A 20,871-nucleotide genomic window follows, 5' to 3' on the forward strand; every position below is an offset into this window, starting at 1 on the left:
AGGTTGGTAATTTCGAGTTGCCTTCCTGAATCTGTTTGAACAATTGCGCTAGGGCCAGACTCTGTTTCTCGCCGCCTTGAGGCACGAACCGCTGCGTTGAATTTCCGATCAAACTCGTACTTGGCAGCGATCGCTGCAAATTTTTGTTGTGGTGTAAATTCTACTCCTTTGAATAAGTCTTTAAACTGGACGATAGGACGCGATTCTAACTGTGATTCTTGGAAATATTTATTGGTTTGGCTAATTAATAATTCTACTGGTGAGTAACCTTTTGGTGTTATCCCTGTACTTAAATAAACTGTTTTTAATTTCTTATCTTTAATATAATTAACATCACGATACAAGTAGCGGCTGTTTTCCCGGATTTTATCCATCTCAGGTTTTTTAGCACTTTTGAATAAATCAACCGCTATTTGGTTTTGATAACATCCTTCTTCAATCATGCTCCGGTACATTTGACGGTTAATGTCCATTGCTTGCTGGATAATTTCGGGAGTTCTTTGAGAATGAGCAATTTCAACAACCCCTTGCATATAAGGCTTGTATTCTTCTCGAATTAACTTTGGATCTTTCTGGCGTTCTTGCTTAAACAGGGTTTCGTAATGGTTAGAAACTTGGTCTAAATAATTTGATTTCTGCTCAAAAGTACCGTAAGTTTTAAGTACCTCGATTTCTGATTCTAATGCTTCCAGTGCTGTCACTTGATTGTTGATTATGCCCACGCTGATGCTATCGCTCATGTGGATAGCGATTTTTTCAAATGGGGGTTGGGTTCCATCTTCCAAATAAAATGATTGTTTTTTGAGCTTAACCGTGGGCGAATAGGCGTTCTGGGGAAGATTTCTTCGCTCTGCCTCTGCTGTCAGATTAGGATATAAGCTAGCTCTTGCTACACCAATGCAGTCACCATCGTAGTCTCGTGCTTGGCGTTCTGATTCGGTTTCTGCTGGGTCGATAAAATCAGCATTGATTCCTCGTGCTTCTAGCTCTGTGATTCTTTGCTGTATGCGCTTGTGGTCTTCGTCATTGACTACAATTATGCCTTGCAAAGATTTACCATCTGGAGCAACACGGTCTAAAACGTATTTATTAGTAGAAACACACAAACCATTAGAGTTGAGGAAAGGAGAACGGAAGTTAAGAATTTTTTCTTGCTCATCGAGCCAAGAGACACAAATTTCACCATTTTTGAGTTCCTTGGAGGGAATAATCATCCCTCGGTCAAAAGTAAGCGTTTTCCCAACAGCAATATCTCGCCACTCACTTTGTACAAACCGACTTAATTCCTGTTTGACCTTCTCAGTTTCTAATAACTGCTGATGCCCAAGTAAATCAGCTTTAATGAGTTTATACATGAAGAAGTTACCTTTACTACTCTCATCCTCCAACTCCTGATCTGCATCTAAGTCATCATTTGTCCTTAAGTTTTTAACATTTGTTTCTTGATTGATAATATCTGATGTTTTTAATTTATTTTGGCTCAATGATTCTCTAAGTTTTTCGTATCTTTCACAATAGTAAGCAGCAACAATTCTCGGGTCATCTTGAATAGAGGCTAATCTTTGGGCTTGTACCTCTAGTTCCTCGGCAAAATCTTTAATTCCTTGGGGGAAAGATGCCAGTAATTGGGAGATAGACATCTGACCTTGTTGAGATTGTGCTTTTTCAGCTAACCAAATATTTTGCTGATATAATCCTGGCTTAATCTGCGGTTTAGTAGCGCCTTTGGGTCTATCCTTGTCTGTTCCCTTAAAACTGCTTACGGGGAGAATTATGTCTATTTTGAGTTTGTTCTTAGGATCTGCATATTCTATTTTATCTAGTCTGTATGGTCGGAGTGTTCCTTTGCCAAAACGATATTTAGTAGTATCTTCTCCAACTCCATCCACCCAACCAAATCGATGCTGAATTACACGATAGCTTTTATCTACTTGGGATTCTCTTAAGGTTAGCTTGTCATAAAGCTGTGTTGAAATCTGCCCATAACAATCGCCAACTAATTTATATGCCAAATCATTTGATAATATCCCTCCATTTTCACCCCTGTTATCAGTAGAATCATCTACTACCAGAATGTTTAGCTCTTCGTGAATCGCATTTTTACAAGCCCCAAGGAAGATGGAACCATAAGCCCCACGATCTTTACTATCTGGACAAATTTTTTGAATCATTTCTAAACATTCTTTATCTCCATAAAGTAAACGAGTTTTTGAAGATAATAGTAAAATCTGTCCATCTGGATGATTTTTTAAATCTTCGTCTGTACTGTATTCATCTGAATGTCCAAATGAGAATTTTTTATCAGGAAAGTAAAATTCCAGTAAAGTATTACTGAGCTTTTCAGTTAAAATAGTTTTATGCTCATCTGTATAAATCCATTGATTGAGCCTGGGATCAAAATGTTTAATTTCCAGAGTCATGATTTTAAGAATTTAATGAAACTTGGTTAATATCTTGAGAGGTTTGTATGTCGAGAATTAAGCGTTGGATAAATATGCATAAGGAAGAATTCAATGCAGATGGAACTTTAAAACATGAAGTAAGACAACAAAAGTTATCTCTTGGCGCACATCCAGAAGCAGTCGATGACTACGCTCGTAGAGCAAAAGAAGAGTATGACGAGTGGAAACACCTGGACGAGACTGATCCAGAACCGTGGCCAATCTACACAGCCTACGATTTCTTCACTGAACAAGAAAAAAAGGAGTTTAACCCAGATGGTTCTCTCAGACCTGAATATGTAGAATATGCTCAGAAAATTGGCATCAGTGAAAGTGCGCTAGAGCAGCTTGAGTGGCGTAAGAAAATGGAGGTTGATCATTATAATAAAATGTCTGCCTCACACGTAGAACAAGGCATCAACTTTGGTGAATGGTTGATGCAAGGGAGGATTGGAAACAGCAGAACATACGTCCAACGTCGTCAGCAGATGGAGCAAGACCTGCGTAACTTTGAGCCAGAAGACAGTTTGCCTTTCGACAAGGACACAGCATTTTAGGTGGGAGCGATGCACAGTGAGTAATAATATAAGCTGAAAGCGTTGTTTGATAACGCTTTCAGCTTTTTGGTAAAATCCTTTTAATGAGGTTGAACAGCAGGTGGGTTAACAACAGCCGCAGATGGTTTAACAGAGCGAAATGCCCCATTGAGAAAGGCAATCATTCCTAAAATGGCAAAGGCTGTAATGATTACTCTTTGCAGTGAATTGAATGCCGAGCGTTCTTTGATTACTTCAGCCCACATTACTTGCAGTTGGTCTTCCGTTGTTTGCTTTGAAGCTAAATAATAGAGAGCTTCAATACAAGGGGATATGTCTTCCCCTTGTTGAACCTTCTGATACAACAGATTTTCTAGTCGCTCTTTCTGTTGAGGGATAGTGAATGAGTCTGTTGACTTTTGAGGGTATGTACCGTTGTTGTGGGTTGGTAATTTTAGTTGTTGCATGATTTCCTTAAGAGATATTTGAGATGAAAGTAAGTAGAGAAAGGTGCAGAAGAATATTCCCCCACACCAGATTCTGCAAGTAAAAATGGAAATTATAATTACTCCCACCGCAGAGTTTATATTTTCTGCTCTCAAAAAATCAATCGACAAGAGTACGGAAAAAAACCGTACTCTTGTCTGTAGAAAAATAAGTCTATTTATGCTAAAGCTCTAATTCAGTATTTTACTTTGAGAATTAATCAAATACTTTCTTCTGGGTGTTAGAGATGGCGTACAGCCTACTTGAGACTTCTTGGTATAGGGAATGGGGTTGCGGACGGCTAGGGAAAGGGTTAAAGAGGAATGGGGAAAGGAACGAAATTAACCTTTACCCCTCTTCAATTCCCCTTTCCCTTTTACATGCAAATATGCACCCCAATCGGAAAGCAAAAGTTACTTTTGCAAGATGTCGTTGGAGTGAGCGACCTTTTAGCTATAAGTATTTTCCTTGCTAACCTTTGAGAAATTGGGCTAGGAGAATTAACATCATTAATAAAACAATTAATCTCAACATGGAAAATAGATTTTCTGTCAAATCAATTTTAAAAGTGTTTCCATAGCTATCAAAAACTCCCTGAATCAGCAAACGTACCTTTAATAAATCAGCATTTAAAACCGATGACCTTTTTAGTTTACCAATCCCAGGAAATTTGCACTTTTTAAACACACTCACCCCATAACATTTACAGCCAAGGGATTGTTTTTCTGATAACGCTTTCCTTTGCTGCTCAGTTTTCTGCCAGCACGAGTCTTTGGTCACATCTGCGCCAAGTCCACTCAGGGATACTAGAGATTCAAAGGGATATTTAGTCAACATCATCTGGTTAAATGTTTTGCCCACAGAGTTGAATTCGTTCGCTGGGAGAATGCCACCTCCAAAGACGACTTGAGGAACCAGCACAAGAATTGTTAGCAGAGGAGCAACACTTTGACTTGGTGCAATCGCAGAAATTAACAGTCCTAAAATCATACTCCCAAAAGAAGCGAGGAAAAGGCTGAGGTACATGAGAGTCAAAGTACTGTTATCAACATTTAATTTCACCGCCGTGGTCATGCAAACTAAAAGTATTGCTGATTGATAAAGTGCTAGCAAGAATGCTAATTGAAACTTGGATGCTATATAAGGAACTATCCCTAGTCCGGCACTACGCTCACGGCGATAAATGGCAGTTTCCTTCGCAATCTCCGACATCGTAGCTAGCGCTCCAGACATTACAGCCATGATGACTGTGACAAACAGCATTGTAATTGCCTGTCCTGCATTGCCAATCTTAGTGTTAAATAAGTCAGGCTTCCACAGTGCAAAATTCAATGAACCTAAAATCGGCGCTCCTAGAAGCATTAACGCTAAACTGATTTTGTTCTTGAGCAGAATAGCCAAGTTACGGCGGCATAACACCCCCCATTGTTGGAGAAAATCCGGCTTAACTAGTACGGGCTTAATTGAGTTTTGGGGAATGGTCTTTTGGCGTTCACCGACAAACTTTTTGTAGAAAGCGTAAGACTTAAATCCCTGCTCCCATTCTGATGGTGACAACTGGTGTTCAACTCTGGCATAAATTGAATCAAAATCTTTGACTTTGAAATAGCTAAAGGCTAACTTCGGAGGGCCAACATAAGCAAGTCTGCCCCCCTTAGCCAGAAAAACTACCATGTCAGCGATCGCCACATTTTTGGTAGCATGAGTAATCAATATTACTATGCTTCCAGCATCTGCTAAATTCCGCAGCAGGTGCATGATTTGTAATTCTGTGCCAGGATCAAGTCCTGAAGTTGCCTCATCCAGAAAAAATATGCTGGGATTGCTGATTAGTTCTACCCCAATACTTACACGTTTGCGCTGCCCACCACTAAGTCGCCCAATAGAGACATTCTTGCGCCCAGTAAGTTGCAGTTGTTCAAGTACTTCTTGTATGCGTTGCTGCCTTTTTGATGGCGATGCTGAAGGCAGACGGAGATGAGCAGCATAGTTAAGTGCTTCCCCCACAGTCAGTTCTGAATGAACGATATCGTCTTGCGGCACATAGCCAATTTTATTTTTGAAAGCGTTGAAATTCTTGTAGAGGTCGCAGCCGTTAACAAGTACTTTACCTCTAGCGCGGCGTTGTCCGTTGAGTGCGTCCATGAGAGTTGACTTCCCGCCACCGCTTACCCCAGCAATAACGACAAACTCTTGCGGAAAGAAAGATACAGAAATATCGTTGAGCAGAGTTGTACCTAATATTGGGCTGCTAGATTTTTTTAAATTGATTGCATCTAATCTCATGCGTTCAATTGAGAGAGTTTGACGTTGCCTTGCGTTAAATATTGGAATTTTGGCTGGTGCAGGGGAGCTAATTTTGATTTCTACGATCACCGAACCAAGCTCTATAAGATTCCCGTCTGTTAAAGCTCGGAATCGATATGCTTCTAGCCGAATCCCTGCCACCCGTGTGCCATTGGTACTACCTTCATCTAGCAAATAATACTGACCTTCTTTAAACGCAATCTTAGCGTGTCCTTTATCTACGCTGTTATCAGGAATTACCAAGTCATTGTATTTATCGCTACCAATACTGAAAGGAGTTTTTTCAACAGTGCATTGCTGAATCGGAATCGTGTGAATAGTCAGATGTAGAGTCTGCATTTGTGCATTGTCAAGAAAATAGTTTCTATTTTTGTCGCACTCCAGCAGATAATACAACAGTTAGCAAGAAGATAAAAGTAACTGGCTAAAAATACAAAAGTTTTTTTTTAAAGACAAGAACAACAAACAGATATAGAAAGAGAAATATGAAAATTTCAATCATTACCGCTACCTATAATAGACCTGAAAAATTAAGCACAATTGCACTGAAAAGCTTACTTAATCAAACCGATCACAATTTTGAATGGGTAATCATTAACGATGGGGGCAACCAACAAACTAAAGAACTTGTTACTAAATCTGCCGCTCCATTTCATATAGTTTATGAAGAAATAGAACACCTTTCCATTGGCTTTGGACTATGCCATGCACGCAATAAAGGATTAGATATAGCAACTGGAGAATTAATTGCTTATCTGGACGATGACAATAGCTTTGAGCCAGAGTTTATAGCTATGGTAAAGCAATTTTTTAAACAACAAAACTTCATTAAATATAGTATGGTTGTACAAAATCGTCGCCGTGATGTTATTTGTCAAGGTAAAACTATACGTATGAGTAAAACTTTTCTTTCTCCCAGTAACCCAAACTGCACACTTGATAAATTCATTAGTCAACAAGAAATTTTTGATAGCAATGGATTCATTCATTACCGTAATCATGCTTTAAAATGGAATCCTTGCCACCGAATATTTGCTGACTATGAATTCTTACTCCAATGTGCTAAAAAATATGGAGTTAGTACATTTAAAGTCAATCCTCAAGTTTTAGTTAATTATATTCAATCGTCTGAAGGGACTATTGGCACTTCAACTTATAGACAGTGGGCAGAAGAACTCAAACAAATAATCAAATCAGCTTCTTTTTACTCACTTGAATCATATCAAGTTGAGCGTCTACAGGAACTTACTAGAATGTATAACAATATAGCTAATAACCGCGCACCAGCATTTGTATAGTGTGCAAATTTGAAAGCGATCGCCTGGGAGCAAGCCGCAGAGAATCTACGTATAGGCAATCACTTTCAAATTAGGGCTTTAAACACCAGGGTGCATGGTCAAAAACCCGTTTTTCTCCCAAACTTCTTTAGGTGGGGTGGAATTTTTTACAGGTGGGGATTGATGATAGTCTGGAACCAAATCAGTTTTACGTTGGTAGCCAAAATTGTAGTCTAACATCTTGATATAGGTAATGTGTGCAGTCCAGACATCAGTAACTCGGCTACCTAGAGAGAGGGTATCGAGATACTTAGGCATCTCGACGTTGCCATTCCAAACAATAGGTATGCCCTCTTTTTCAAAATGTTGAGTTAATTCCTTATGCACAAACTCAGCAGTCCCGCCGCAAATGATAACTTCATCCAATACGGCAATATTTCTAATCCAGCGAATTAAGGCTCGACAGTAATCACCACGGACATCTAGTAAAACTGAGTTAAACAACTTTAAATCAGATTCAACTCCAGCAGATGTGGCTTTGCGTGATAACGACTGTAATGCATTCACGTTGCCCAAGCTTGCTGACACTAAAGCTTTTGGTATACGTAAATCATCTTTTGCTAGCCCAACAGCAGTACGCTCCACAAATTGCTGCACTAACCAATTCATCCCCAACTCTGTAGATTCAGCCTTTGCTTGATTACCTTTAGCCGAAACAAAAAAACTAGCATTCCGGTAGCCCAACATCAACAAACCAATACTTTTTTGCCCAAATAATGCCCCCAAAGCCCGACTACGGTAAGCCATAATCCCACTCCCCTCTGGAGCCACGTAAAAATTATGTAGCTTAAGTTTTAACTTGCCTGTAGGTGTGGCAATTCCTTTTCTCAACGCTGCCGACAGCTTCTTACCCAAATCTTTACCGTCCGACATTTCTCCTGGTGGTAGCAATAATTGCACGGAAGCATCAACACCATTACTCAAGCCCAATTGAAGACAAATTTTCCATAATAATCCCGCTATTTTTGGTAAAGCATAGTGATATTTCAGATCCCTGAGCGCTGGTGTGCCAGCAAAAGTATTTTTAGCTAGAGCGCCCAAGACATAATACTCATCATCTATTCCTACCCAAGTACAGTCTCCTGACAACTGAGTAATTGAGTTTTTTCCCACATCTGCAATTTCTGGCTCCATTGCTATTACTATCGGCACACCCGAAGGATATATCTGAACAATTACCTTGCTCTGACTCCCACCTAAATCAATGGACACAGCTACCCTTGTGTAAACGGGTGCAATCTCTCTTTTCGACGTATTCATGAATTTTTCTCAACTATTACTCGACATTAAACAAGCTGTTAATCTGCTTTATTTCTTCTGGCAGAACTAGTTCTGCCAAATCATCAATGTCCTCATCCAAGGTTTGGTCATTCTCATCATTAATGGTGGACACCAGCCTTTGACCATCTGCACTATCGCCAACTTCAGCGTTGTTCGCAGTCACAGCAGTTTGGACATGAGATGACAGAAAAATTTCACGAATCAAAGCCGCTTGTGCTTCTAATTTTTTAATTGACCAAATTGCCCTCTGCCTGAGTTCTTCACCATCCACTCCATCAGCAGATATGGCAAAGGGCGACCAATATTCAAGCAGGGTCAACATTACTATTTCAGGTAGGTTCCCTAAATCGAAGGGTCTAGAGTGGAGATAATTAATTATCTGTCCATCAATAGTGCCTAACCTTCGCCTAATTGAAAAAAAGACTTGTTGGTTCTGTTCCATTTTTTTTTCATGCAAAAGTTTCTGTACATTTACAGCCGCGTTGCTTCGGTTTTTTACTTGCAGAAAATCAAAATGCAGAATCACTTATTAAAGTCTAATCGATTTTTTCTGTTTTAAAAACTGAGTTACAATCTCCCCTAAATCTATGTAATTAGTGGATTTTGAATCAGGAAATTGTATACCAAACTACATTTTCTCCAGACTATGCCTAGACTAAGTTTGAACTATTCCTAGACTATGCCTAGACTAAGCACTCTTAATCAGTTTTTTCAAGAAAGTAAGTTCCTTGGACTATGCCTGGACTATCCTTAGACTATGCCACAACTTAGCGCAGGAAATTGCTATTTTTTGCCCTCAACAATTCTTCGCTTAGAGAATAAAGTAACCATACTCACTATGGTTTCATGCCCTGCGGGTGGCTGCGCCATCTCTCGCTGCGCTCATGACATGAAACAGCAGTTCACTTGGAGGGTTTTTGAGTACTACAACGCACTGCATTTGTAGCATAAAACTTTTATGTCGCCACTAACAATTCTCAGAATAGAGAAACTAAAAACATTTGGTAACGTTGCCGGAAGTGATGACCATGTTACCAGGAATAGAGAAACACCCAACGCAGATCCAACTAGAGAGAATGTCCGGTTGATTGGGGGAGAAGATGATCGCGCCCTAGAGGAAATAGTCAAAGAAAAAATCTCTACGCTACTGCATCGCCCTCGGCATGATGCAGTGTTATGCACCGAAATGTTTCTCTCGGCATCGCCTGAATATTTCCGCCCTGGTGATCCATCTCTGTCGGGGCAGTGGTCTGATTCACTGATGCAGGAATGGGCGATCGCATCTCGTGACTGGATAGATCAAAACTATGGATCAAAATGCGTCAGGGCAGAGCTTCACCTAGATGAAAGTACCCCACACATTCACGCCTACATCGTGCCATTGAACGATAAAACCGGGAGAGTCAGTCATGACGCGATGTTTGGCGGCAGAGGTGGACAGGGAAGAATTAAGTTATCCAAACTCCAAGATAGTTATGCTGCTGCACTCGCTCCTTTGGGCATTGAACGTGGGGTAAAGGGCAGCAAAGCAACCCACACCAAAGTCAAAGAATATTACCAAGCCGTTAACAGTGAACCACTCACCGCAGTCATTACAAATAACCAATTAGCACCCACACCATTTGAATCAGCCAGGAATTACGTTGCCAGGATTCAGTCTGATGACCAGTTCCAAGCCATTAATCACCAACTGGCTGATCGCTCCTTTATGGCAGAGCGATTGTTCCGTGCAGAGCAACGGGCTAGAGATAGTGAAAAAGAGCGACAGCAATTAGAAAAACGGGTGCAATTGTTAGAATCTCAAACTCAACAACTGCGCGATTTGCCCTTGGAAGATGTGGTTTGGGAGTTGGGGCTACACAATAGCCAAGGAAAATGGAAGGGTCACGGACACATCATTAATATAGATGGGCCCAAATTCTACGACTTTGCATCCGAACAGCAGAAAGGCGGCTGTGGTGCGATTGACTTGGTGATGCACGTTAACAATTGCAATCTACGGCAGGCGGTCGTCTGGTTGCATGAGCGATTTGGTGAAGCTGGGGCTATTGGGGCAGCGATCGCAAAAAGTTATCAAGTGGCTGCTGAGATTATACAGTTAGAACCGCGAACCCTCTTTAAGCCACCCGTTGAGGATAAAACCAAATGGCTTGCAGTTGAGCATTACCTGACTCAAAAACGAGGAATACCTGAAAACTTTGTGCAGGTTCTCCATAACCGAGGGCTTGTCTACGCTGATGAACAACAAAACGCTGTGTTCGTCATGCGGAATCTTGGCGAAGAACCCCAGGCAATAGGAGCATTCCTGCGGGGGACACGGGGCGAGAACAACACTTTCAAAGGTTACGAGAAAGGGACTAAGCGGCGTGAGGGCTGGTTTTACTTTCACTTAGGTGGACAGCCAACAGATCCAGCAGAAAGGTTAGTGCTGTGTAAATCCCCCATTGATACCATCTCTTTTGCCATGCTGGAATATCAAGTCAAGGGCGACGTACCGCTCAAAAGAACGCTCTTCCTGGCAATAGATCGCCCCAACACCTTGCCTGTTGAGCAATTGCAGCATATTCCTAATGTACAGGTAGCATTTGATTCTTCGGAACTTGGACATGCAAATGCACGGGCTATTAAACAATTGCTGCCACAGGCTAAAAGAAATAAATGTTTTGCGAGAGATTGGAACCAAGAACTGGTCAATCTCTCGCAGAAATTACAACAACAACAACAACGGCATCAAAATCAGGAAATGGAGCTTTAAATAATTCGTAATCCGTAATTATGTTTTGTGATTGTAAAGCGTCAGCATAAGCGTTGCGGCAGTGATAGCGCAGTGCCATTCACCCTACCCTTTAAATTAAAAAAAGTAAAACTAGAAATATATAACAAAGAGAAGTAAAAAATCAAGATACGAAAGTACTGATTATTTCCGTACCTTTATCGATTCCTTTGTGATTGGCAGATATGGGATAGTAATATCGTTCTGAGCCATAAAACGATGGTAGAAGTTTGGCAGTTTTGGGAATTTGAGCATTTCTCAAACAATATAGTACGAGTGATAGATGCTCCGAGTGGATTAGAGTTGTTTGCGGTTGATGTATTCCAAATAATTGCTCCAGCCCTGAACGATGGAAAAGTAATATTAATAGATGCGAAAACAAATCAGCGACAAGTGATGATGAATCAAAAAATAGTCGTCGTTAATACTTTGAATGCCTTGGGGATTCATTCATTGACAGGTATAGTAAAAGCTGATGTGGTTAGGCAATTTATGCAATGGATAAGGAGCCAAATAGTACCAATTTTTAGAAAACAGACAAATTTGAATATAGAAACTAACATTAAGCATATAACTTCAGGAATTATTTTTCCGAAGAGAGATTCTTTAATAAACTACCTGTATTCAAAGGGACAGAAGATATGGGAAGTAGAAATAGAAGTTATTGAATTATATTTAAAATTGATTTATAAGAAAATTCCTCTGGCTGCTAATTGTCCGGGAACTAGTAATTATCAAGAATTATCCTTCAGGCAGCAATATTTAGAATTGGTAAAACTAGTTTTATCGGAAATTATAAATTACGAAGAACTGTATAGTAGCTTGGTAGCGTTAGCTCCGAATTTATTAATAGCTCAAGAATTAGATTTTTATATATATAAGTCTTTAAAGTTAAATAGCAATTATGAGCTAATGAAGATTATAGAGCAGGGTTTAATTCTCCAAACCTTTAAATCAATTACGGATAATTTAGCAGAGTTTAGCAAACAAAGATATTTAGAAATATTTTACTTTCAAATACTGGAATGTTTCTCAGGGGACTAATTTGGGGAGTATGGAGAATATAGATTCTTTCCCTCCCACACCTGCTAACGGCAAGGTTTCACGTTATCAAGCGTGCCATTCACCTACACCCCTAAACCTATAGTTTTTGACCACTAATAATTATGAGGAGAAAGAAAGTGACAGATAGTATCGAACCTATGAATAATGGTTCAGAAGACAAGGCGAACGAAGGATCAATTGAGCAAATAACCAAAAAGAGATTAGTGATAGTAACTGGAGATAAGGGTGGTGTAGGTAAGTCTACTTTTGCAAGGGGATTAGTGCAAACATATTTGGATAAAGGACAAAGATTTATCGGCTTTGATGCTGATAGCTCCAATTCTCAATTATTAAGATTTTATGGTCAGCATTGCCATATAGAACCACTTGATATTTTTAAAACAGGCAATATAGATCAGTTCTTTGATGAAATGAAAACAAAAGCAAATCCCAAGCCAGTAGGAGATGGTGAAATAATCCAGCCAGAATCTTTATTTTTACTAGAATTACCACCACAGTCCAGAAGAATATTGCGGAAATTTGTAGAAGAAATGACTTTCCTGGAAACAGCCGAAAAACATTACAATATCCGCGTGACTATGGTAGTAGTTATTAGCCGCGTTATCGATTCTATAAATCAACTAATAGATTTGCATAGCTTTTGTGGAAATCAAGTAGATTACATAGTAGTAAAGAACTTATTTTTTGGAGAGCCTGATGAATTTACAAGATACGAAAACTCTCCCGAAGTTGAGAAAATTAAGGAGCAACTAAAATCGCAAAAAAGCCCATTTTCTGACATTAAAATGCCAGAACTAATAGAACGTAGTTATGATTATCTGGATGAAAATAACATGACTTTTAGGCAAGGGATGGAGCAAACAGATTTACCTTCGGTTAAAGGTAGAGTCACAAGTTGGTTAAGAACTTTCAAAGAAGAGATTGAAGCAGTAAAAGAGTCGTTAGGTTTAAATAATGTTGAACTCTCCTAAGCGAATGATTATGACTGTAGGTGACTCTCGTGTAGGGAAGTCTACAGTTACGAAACTATTAATTGATTGGTTTCAAGTTCAAGGAAGAAAAATTCAGGTCTACGACCATGACAATCGTGAGAGATTAAAAGCTTATGAAAATTTAGTGGCAATTGAAAGCTTAGACTTTTTTAATGGAGGTACGGATAAAATTTTAGATAATTTTATCAAAAATGAATTAGATATAATTATTGTTGATATGCCAGGGCAATATGTAGATAAGCTCTGTCAGTATATTGTGGGTTCGGATCTGTTCGATCTCTTAATTACATATCAATGGAAACTAACTTTTTTGCAACCAATTTCGCACAGAAGAGATTGTGTAGCTTACCTGAAAACTTTGGGAGAGTTTGCTACTGATAATGCTAACTATGTAGTAGTAAAAAATCAGCATTTTGATACGAGATTTGGAGAGTATCAGCAATCAATGCAGGATAAGGTACAAAGAATGGGTGGGACTGAGATATTCTTGCCAGCGTTACATCGTGACCATTACGAAAGATTGGAGAGAACGGGAAAACCTTACTCACTAGCTTGTAGAGATAAGTCAATTTATGTGGTTTACCGGACTTACATTTACCACTGGATTAAAAACTTTTACGATTCGATTTTAAATAATGATAAAGCAATTGAATATTTAGGATTAAAAAATGAGAACAGAACAAATTTTACAAGGATATTCGGAAGCAGAACAACAACGCATAGCTCAAATATCCCATGAATTAGGAATAGCCGAAGATGACCCGATGTTTAAGTTGATGGCAACATTAGGCAGAAACGAAGAAACAATGATTGACCTGCAAGCACGAATGGAGGCAATGGTAGAAGCTTGGGCAGTAATGATTGATCAGAAATTAGAATCCACTAGCAAAGCGGCTCAGTCGATGCACTATACAGTAGTATCAAAAGCTGTGCGTGATGAAATGAAGCATGTAACACCATCGACCTTAAATAGCTCATTCAAAGGTTTGAGTTGGTGGAAACTTTGGTCTATATCAGGGATATGCACAGGAGTAATGGCGGTAGGAGCGCTTCTAGGTTCGCTGACAACTTGGAATGTTGTCTCAAATTTGGGTGGAACTCAGTCAGTTGTAGTGTCAGCCAATGAGATGAAGATTTTGCAGTGGGCAAAATCAAGCGAAGGAAAACAAATGTACCAGTTATTGTTGTCCAACCAATCAGCCGTAGCAGCCTGTCAACAAGAAAACCGATTACAAGGATATTGCTTGATTCAGCTTAAGAAAACCAAACCCAAAAAGTAGCTTAACTAACTCTAGAGGTTTCTGTTTCTAAATAGCCAAGTTCTCTAGCCATAATGATCGCGTTAACACGACCTCTAACTCCTAACTTGGAAAAAAGATGGCTGGTGTGTCCCTTAACTGTACTGACTGTAATAAAGAGTTTTTCGGCGATCTCTTTATTAGAAAAACCACGGGCAATTAAGTTGAGAATTTGGGCTTCTGTAGCAGTAAGGGTTTCTCTGTATCTTTTACCCTTAATTTTTGTGTTGCCAGAAGCGAAGTTTCTAAAAAATCTTTTAGCAATCTCTGGGTCAATGAAAGAACTATTTTGATAAGTAGTATTGATAGCGTGTTTAATTAATTGCAGATCCATCTTCTTAAGAATGTAGGAATCAGCCCCATTTTGGAAGGCAGAATTAACTACATCTTGACTGGAGTGATAAGTGAGAACAATGACTTTACTATCCGTCCTCGTCTTAATATTATAGATGAGATCCAAACCACTAATATCTGGCAAAGCAATATCGAGCAAAACAATATCAGGCTTAAGTTCTTCAACAAGCCTCATCCCTTCAGTTCCGTTATCAGCTTCCCCACACATTTCAAAGTCTTGCTCTTGATTAACAACTGATTTAATTCCGAGCCGACTTAGAGCTTCATTTTCAATAATTACTAATCGAATCATCTTGATTACTTCGATTACAGGAACATAAAACATTTATAACATATTTACTTAAGTAAATCTTGACGATAGTGCGATATTAAAAAAAGTTTAGAATTTCGGTAAAATCAAAGTAAAAGCTAAGAAGTTTTTGGAGATGATGAAATTAGATTAAGTAGATTGTCTAAAACTAGAGAATTATCAGATGCGCTATTTATACGACCAAAAACTCTGGGATAAAATTGAATTGATGGTGGAATGGCTGATATTTATAGGTTTGATGATTGCGGCAACGCTCAGATTTAGTAGCAATCTAATGGAGACGAGCTTTTACATAATGTTGGGAACAATAATTGCCCCCTTCTCAAGAATAGAGAGGCGGACAAAGCGTTATTTATTGATTAGTGGTTTTTTCTTGGGTAGATTGGCTGGTTATTTTAGCTAGTCAAAAATGGGTGTGGAAAGTGTGGGGGGGTGAAGTTTGGTTAAAGTTTGTGGTGAAATGCCAGTACCTTACATCTAAACAAGCAAGAGAACTCTGCGCTCGTTATAATCAAGCTCTTAGTGAATTAGTCAAAATGATTACCCATCCAGATGATTGGTTACTCGACTAACTCCCGACACCTCCCACAATCCCCAAAGGGGAAAGGGGCTTAGTCACCAAGCTCAGTGCTGTTATCTTTATCAATATGATTAGGCTGAGATGTAAGCTGTTGTGCTGTTTGCTGTTTATCAAAGGCAATGAGTCGATTAGTCTCTGAGTATGAAAGGTTGTTTTGTGTAATTTGAAACTCATTAGAGTCATCTTTATAAGCTGTAAAAGCTGTTTCGGGATTACCAGTTTTTCTGTGAACGCTGAGAAGTTGCATTCCTTCTTTAATAAACAGTTGCAATCTGTAGGCTATCCCTTCATAGATGCGTCCTTGTTCAGTATCCTTGCCCATTGTCATGACAGTTCTCATGACTGCTTTAATAAGAGATTTTTCAGCAATATCAATAGCTGGTGAGACATTGTTTCCTCTAGATTTATTTATATTGTTTTGTGCCTGACTCCCTGTTCGCTGCTCATTTTCCTCTTTGCTGACCCTTTGACCTAAAGGTAGTTTTTGCACTCCCGATTCAAATATCTGTTGGAGGAATGTATTCTTCTTCTGGGCAATTAAGTTTTCAACTCTTGCTGAGTTATCTGGTTGAGATATAACAGATGACTGTTGGGTTACAGCAAATTTCTCTAAATACTCTGTGTAATATTTCTGTTTGAGATTTTGTCTGTAGTTTTCAATATTTTGAAGATTTTGAGATAAGGTTGTTCTCAGTTCTGACTGGAGATTTTCTCGCTCAGATGCATCCAATGTGGTGGTTGATTGTAACGACGGTGGATGTTTCTCCAGAAAGAGTGCTAGTCTGTAAGCCATCATGTTGTTAGAAATGCCACTGTCACGATTGATATTGCTGACTGTTTCTTGAAGTGAATTAGATGATTGGTTAGAATACATGGCTAATGTAGTTTACAGTTCATTTTCAGCAGAATTAGATTGAGCCTTATGATGTGGTTGTTGAGGTTTTTGGGAATGTACTTCAACTTTTGGGGTGTAGGTGTTATGAATGACTTCACTACGGGCAGACATCAAATCTTGGATAATTTCGTTTAGTGGGGGAAGGGAAATATCAGTTAATCCTTTGCGGCATTGCTCAACAACACTATGAATTAAAAGTTTATGGTAAAGTTCACGTTGCTCACCAAGGGTAAGTTTGCCAGTATGTTTAAGTTTCTCTTGTAATGGATAATTACCTTGCGCTGCGACTCCCGCCCATAAGCCAGTAGTTTCTAAATCTTGCCAAGGTTTAGCAATTAACGGGTGAACGGGCAAGAGAGTATTACGAATAGAGTTAGAAGAATCAGTAAGATGTTGTGAATCAGGTTGTTGATTTATTTGTTGTCGCAAATCATGAGTAATTTCGCTTAAAGGTGGAAGTACGAGATTGGTTCTTTGTTGTTGGCGAATTTCAGTCTGAGCTTGAACCTGAATTTTATGATAAAGTTCGCGTTGTTCGCCAATGGAGAGTTTGCCATTGGATTGAATCTTTAAACGAAATTCGGCATTTTCCTGTTTTGCGATATCAGCCCATCGATGATTATCTTCTAGCTCTTGCCAGTATTGACCAAGCAAAGGATGAAGGGGTAGAGGAATGCTCTCGATGTCAGATTTGCTTAATTGATGTTGAGAAGTAGATGTTTTTTTGATTGGTTTAGCTACTACTGTATTGGCTGGCTGCAAATTGATATCTTGAGAGCTGCTAGCTAGGTCAAACGTAGAGTCCGGGGAAAGAAAATTTTGTTCAACCTGTGCTGCTGTGTAAGGAACAGAATTACTTTTTTGTTGCCTATTTTCTAAGTCTTGCCAAAGTTTAGCAATTTTCGGGTGAATAGGCACTTCCATATCACGGGTAGCATGAGGATTGGCAGTTGCTTCCTTGGCAGGTTGTTGAATATCCAACTTTTGAGCAAGTAATCTGAGTTTAGCTATGTCTTGTTCAGTAATAGCAAGAGTCTTAAGTTGATGTGTCATACCTGAATCTGTTCTGCTGAATTCAAAGCTGGCAGCAACTCTTGTAGCACCCGTATGTTCAGTTTTCAGAAGTTGCAGAGTAGATGTAGTATCAAGTTGACTTTTATGGTAGAGAATACGGTAATTGCCCAACTCCAAATCATCACAACCAGTCCTTTTGAGAGTTTGAGTGAGGATTTGCAAGATTTCAGAAGTTTTAAAGCTCTCTAAAATTGTGTGCGTACCATTAAGGGAGAGTGAACCAAGGGTATTAGCAATCTTCCTGGGGTCTTCATCGACTGAAGGTAGTTGTTTGCCACTTTTGAGATAATCAGCAACTAACAAAAACTCCTGCCTTTCGATTGGAAACATATCTTTAGGTTGCTCAGACAGAGTGATAGCTCCCCATTTATCGGCATAAAATTGCATTAGTGCCAAGGTTTCGTCAGCGCGGCGATGAATACTATAATTATTGCCGGATTTTATGATAGTAAAAGCATCAGCCTGATAAACTAAATTACCATCTTTTTCAACACCATAATTCTTCACAAGGGCATAAGCTACAGAAGCAATTTCCTTATTTTCTCTAGCTTCTAAACGCTTTCTGAAAAAATTCTGCTGGTATTGTTTAACCTGTTCTCTTCTTGCCCAAGAATCAAAGGAGTGAACCGATACCTCCTTTAAAGGTAGAGAAGCGTTTTGAGCAGGAGCAACTTCTTCTTTACTTTCATCGGCAAGTACTTCAGCATCTATTACTTGCCCTCCTATATTTTGGGATGAACTTTCTGGGGTTGTAATTAGGTCTGTTGGTTGTATGATTGACAACTTGGAACGAGTTTTTCCAAAAAGAGCAATTGTCTGTTCTTCTTCCACACTTTCTCTTGACGGATTTAGATTAACAGTGCCATCACCAAGTTGTTCATAAAGATGGATCTGTTCACCATTTTTCAGAAAGACTGTTAGGCGTAAATCGGGTGGCTGATTTTTCTCCCACCAATCATTCAGGGGGACAGATGCAATAAACACTTGCCTCAAAGCTGACGCGCCCTGTGCAACAATCAAATCATCTACACCTTTTTCTGGGCCTGGTAATTCAACGATACTGACCTGAGCGCCAGCATCAGATAAAAGTTGACCAGTACGGTATGTAGCGATATCAATGTTGCGCTTAGTTTTATACCGAGTTTCATAGTCAAAGCAAATTTTGATGTCCCTGTTTGGGGTAGCAAAAACTGCCAATTCATCATGTAATATGGGCACAATTTGATTCCCCAGCCCATCCTTACTACGATAGCCAGCATAAATCCCTGGTAATCCAATTGCTGCTTCACCTTGGCTCAATAGGCTAGCGGCCTTCTTGGCTCCTTCGGCGAGTGTGACTGGAACATTATGTTTCCACACACAGTACCAAAACCCCGATTTGCGATCGCTAATACTTGGTTCAACTCCAGCTTTAGAATAAATTTGTTGAGCGATATCTTGGGGAACATCCAACAGGAAGATGCTTAATTCAACTTTCGGGGGATGTTCGTATTTGATAAACTTGCCTCTGTTATCGGCTTTTTCTCTCGGATTATTAGGTTTGTAGCATCCCCATATTTTTTGTTCGGGTTTATCTCCCGGCTCGTTTGCTGAAAAAGAACGAGGATCTACACCAGCATTACACCACCAGCCCCCATCCTCAAGGTGAGAATATTTGTTGAGCATTCCAGTAGATAGTCGTCCGGTATTAATACGTTCTAAATTCTTGCTGTACATGAGATATTCCCATGCTTCATGCTCAAGTTCTATTGGGTCTAAGTGTAAGCTCTTAAAATTAAGCTCGACAATTTCTGGAGCGATCGCACTTTCCTCGACTAATTCTTGCCAGTGGTTTGGATCTATGCGTGAAGAAGAGGTACGGGGCAGGGAGCTTTTTGCTGGCGTTGCACTTAGAGAATGCCCTAAGTGCAGATTTGGGGATGAAACAAGGTTATTGTCCAGAAATTGTTCTGTTGAACCGTTCTCTTTCTCTAAGTGCAACTCTACTCCTCCTACCGCCTCCTCTGCAACGCCAGCCCAAATTGTTGAGTCAGCCTCTTGAACGATTGGTATAACTACTAGTTCAACGGGTGTAGCAGAATTGGGCAAAAATGGAGGTGTACCAGACGGCGGTAAAATCGGAGGTGAATCACTGGGGGATAATTTAGGAGGTGTATTAGAGCCAGGCAAAAGTGGATCTGTATTATCCGGTGGTAAAAGTGGAAATTCATCATCAGATGGTAAAAGCGGAGTTAATAATTCTGTTAATAATTTTTCAAATTCTTCAAACTCTGCTTGAATAGATTCCTCGGTTTGCGGGTCAAATTTCTGCCATTTCCAACCACCATTTTCATCAGGAGTCATCACATAAGTCTCTTGACCAATTGACAATTTCAATCTCTTATTTATTTCATCATCTATTGCTAACCCTATCGAGTCCAATACAAATTTTAGATAAGGAGCTATCACTGCTCTGGCAAAGTATTCACTGCTTTTGGCATAAGCAGAACTCAATTGTAAATGTCGTTCATCAAACATAAGACTATTAGTTGAGAATTTTTAATCTTTATACCGATATTTTCATGCCACCTCTTGGCGATGAGTTCAGTTTTTCTTGATACCATTGAGATAAAGATTTTTGCACAGCGTGAGAACAACATCTTTGGAGGATTTCATATTGTTTCCAATCAGCTCCCACGCAGGCTAAATCAATAAGTTTCCCTAACGGAGTAACGCGATTAAAGATAATATGTAAATGAAGACAATCAGGTGTAATTTCCAAAAAGCTAATAAACTGTAAATCATCCCAACCAATACCATGAACATATTGATTTAAAATTTGTTGGCAAGATTCTTCTGTCAGAGGCTGATGAAGATTTTTTAAAGTAATTATGGTATAAATGCCAACTTTTTTAAGTTTTGGCCTTCGATAAGAGAGAGCTTGAAAACTGGCAATGATTTCGGAAGTCTCAGCATGAATATCTAAAAAGCTGACTGAACAAGTCTTTCGATTCCATGCTATTTTTTCAAGGATACTAAAACTCTCAATAGCAGATTCTTCAATAATCATTCGCATAAGGAAAAGTTCTCAATGAAAGGGAAATAGGGAACAAGGAACTTTTAACTGGGGTAATGTAAAGGAGGATTTATACCCATCTACAAT

At 39.3% G+C, this 20,871-nt stretch carries 16 protein-coding genes and 1 pseudogene; 8 read left to right on the forward strand and 9 right to left on the reverse strand.

Translation table 11 applies throughout. The annotated features are described in order from the left end of the window. Positions 1-2,420: pseudogene (locus tag RRG12_RS29555) on the reverse strand (hypothetical protein); the annotation flags it as partial. Positions 2,421-2,467: 47 nt separating this feature from the next. Here RRG12_RS29555 and RRG12_RS29560 point away from each other — a divergent pair. Continuing rightward, entirely contained in the window at positions 2,468-2,998 is a 531-nt protein-coding gene (locus RRG12_RS29560; protein ID WP_420761639.1) for a hypothetical protein, read from the forward strand. Between the two features lie 80 nt (positions 2,999-3,078). Here the strand turns inward: RRG12_RS29560 and RRG12_RS29565 are convergent, their stop codons facing one another. Then, positions 3,079-3,444 carry a hypothetical protein gene (locus tag RRG12_RS29565; protein ID WP_420761640.1) on the reverse strand — a complete coding sequence of 122 codons (366 nt, stop codon included), beginning with the start codon at positions 3,442-3,444 and terminating at the stop codon, positions 3,079-3,081. 490 nt (positions 3,445-3,934) lie between these two features. Further along, on the reverse strand, positions 3,935-6,109 hold the full coding sequence (locus tag RRG12_RS29570) for an ATP-binding cassette domain-containing protein (RefSeq protein ID WP_420761641.1): 2,175 nt from the start codon (positions 6,107-6,109) through the stop codon (positions 3,935-3,937). 146 nt (positions 6,110-6,255) lie between these two features. Between RRG12_RS29570 and RRG12_RS29575 the strand changes: the two genes are divergently transcribed. Continuing rightward, positions 6,256-7,068, forward strand: coding sequence for a glycosyltransferase family 2 protein (locus tag RRG12_RS29575; RefSeq protein WP_420761642.1), 813 nt, complete (start codon positions 6,256-6,258; stop codon positions 7,066-7,068). A 78-nt stretch (positions 7,069-7,146) separates the two neighbouring features. Here the strand turns inward: RRG12_RS29575 and RRG12_RS29580 are convergent, their stop codons facing one another. Continuing rightward, entirely contained in the window at positions 7,147-8,367 is a 1,221-nt protein-coding gene (locus RRG12_RS29580; protein WP_420761643.1) for a hypothetical protein, read from the reverse strand. A gap of 16 nt (positions 8,368-8,383) precedes the next feature. Next, on the reverse strand, positions 8,384-8,830 hold the full coding sequence (locus tag RRG12_RS29585; protein WP_163935833.1) for a hypothetical protein: 447 nt from the start codon (positions 8,828-8,830) through the stop codon (positions 8,384-8,386). 516 nt (positions 8,831-9,346) lie between these two features. Between RRG12_RS29585 and mobV the strand changes: the two genes are divergently transcribed. The 5 genes from mobV (at position 9,347) to RRG12_RS29610 (ending at position 14,498) form a co-directional block, all read left to right on the forward strand. After that, entirely contained in the window at positions 9,347-11,143 is a 1,797-nt protein-coding gene (mobV, locus tag RRG12_RS29590) for a MobV family relaxase (protein WP_420761644.1), read from the forward strand. A 237-nt stretch (positions 11,144-11,380) separates the two neighbouring features. Next, positions 11,381-12,205, forward strand: a complete 825-nt coding sequence (locus RRG12_RS29595) for a hypothetical protein (RefSeq protein ID WP_194144824.1) — start codon at positions 11,381-11,383, stop codon at positions 12,203-12,205. A 137-nt stretch (positions 12,206-12,342) separates the two neighbouring features. Continuing rightward, the gene (locus RRG12_RS29600) at positions 12,343-13,197 is read left to right on the forward strand and encodes a hypothetical protein (protein ID WP_420761645.1); all 855 of its coding nucleotides are present in this window, start codon (positions 12,343-12,345) and stop codon (positions 13,195-13,197) included. A 10-nt stretch (positions 13,198-13,207) separates the two neighbouring features. Further along, positions 13,208-13,957 (forward strand): hypothetical protein, encoded by a 750-nt coding sequence (locus RRG12_RS29605; protein ID WP_420761646.1) that lies wholly within the window; start codon positions 13,208-13,210, stop codon positions 13,955-13,957. Beyond that, positions 13,887-14,498 carry a DUF6753 family protein gene (locus RRG12_RS29610; protein ID WP_420761647.1) on the forward strand — a complete coding sequence of 204 codons (612 nt, stop codon included), beginning with the start codon at positions 13,887-13,889 and terminating at the stop codon, positions 14,496-14,498. The genes RRG12_RS29605 and RRG12_RS29610 overlap by 71 nt, the downstream gene beginning before the upstream one ends. Position 14,499: 1 nt before the next feature. Here the strand turns inward: RRG12_RS29610 and RRG12_RS29615 are convergent, their stop codons facing one another. Further along, the gene (locus RRG12_RS29615) at positions 14,500-15,162 is read right to left on the reverse strand and encodes a response regulator (RefSeq protein ID WP_420761648.1); all 663 of its coding nucleotides are present in this window, start codon (positions 15,160-15,162) and stop codon (positions 14,500-14,502) included. A gap of 380 nt (positions 15,163-15,542) precedes the next feature. Between RRG12_RS29615 and RRG12_RS29620 the strand changes: the two genes are divergently transcribed. Continuing rightward, positions 15,543-15,752 (forward strand): hypothetical protein, encoded by a 210-nt coding sequence (locus tag RRG12_RS29620; RefSeq protein WP_420761649.1) that lies wholly within the window; start codon positions 15,543-15,545, stop codon positions 15,750-15,752. Positions 15,753-15,791: 39 nt separating this feature from the next. On the opposite strand, the gene RRG12_RS29625 is transcribed toward RRG12_RS29620, so the two are convergent. From RRG12_RS29625 to RRG12_RS29635, 3 genes are read right to left on the reverse strand one after another with little or no spacing between them, the layout of a single operon-like run. Then, positions 15,792-16,634 (reverse strand): hypothetical protein, encoded by an 843-nt coding sequence (locus tag RRG12_RS29625; protein WP_420761650.1) that lies wholly within the window; start codon positions 16,632-16,634, stop codon positions 15,792-15,794. A gap of 12 nt (positions 16,635-16,646) precedes the next feature. Then, complete coding sequence (locus RRG12_RS29630; RefSeq protein WP_420761651.1) at positions 16,647-20,246, reverse strand: DUF3854 domain-containing protein; 3,600 nt, start codon at positions 20,244-20,246, stop codon at positions 16,647-16,649. 28 nt (positions 20,247-20,274) lie between these two features. Then, positions 20,275-20,778 (reverse strand): relaxase/mobilization nuclease domain-containing protein, encoded by a 504-nt coding sequence (locus tag RRG12_RS29635; RefSeq protein ID WP_163930358.1) that lies wholly within the window; start codon positions 20,776-20,778, stop codon positions 20,275-20,277. Positions 20,779-20,871: the final 93 nt, after the last annotated feature.

This window comes from Nostoc sp. CALU 546, from assembly GCF_048836525.1.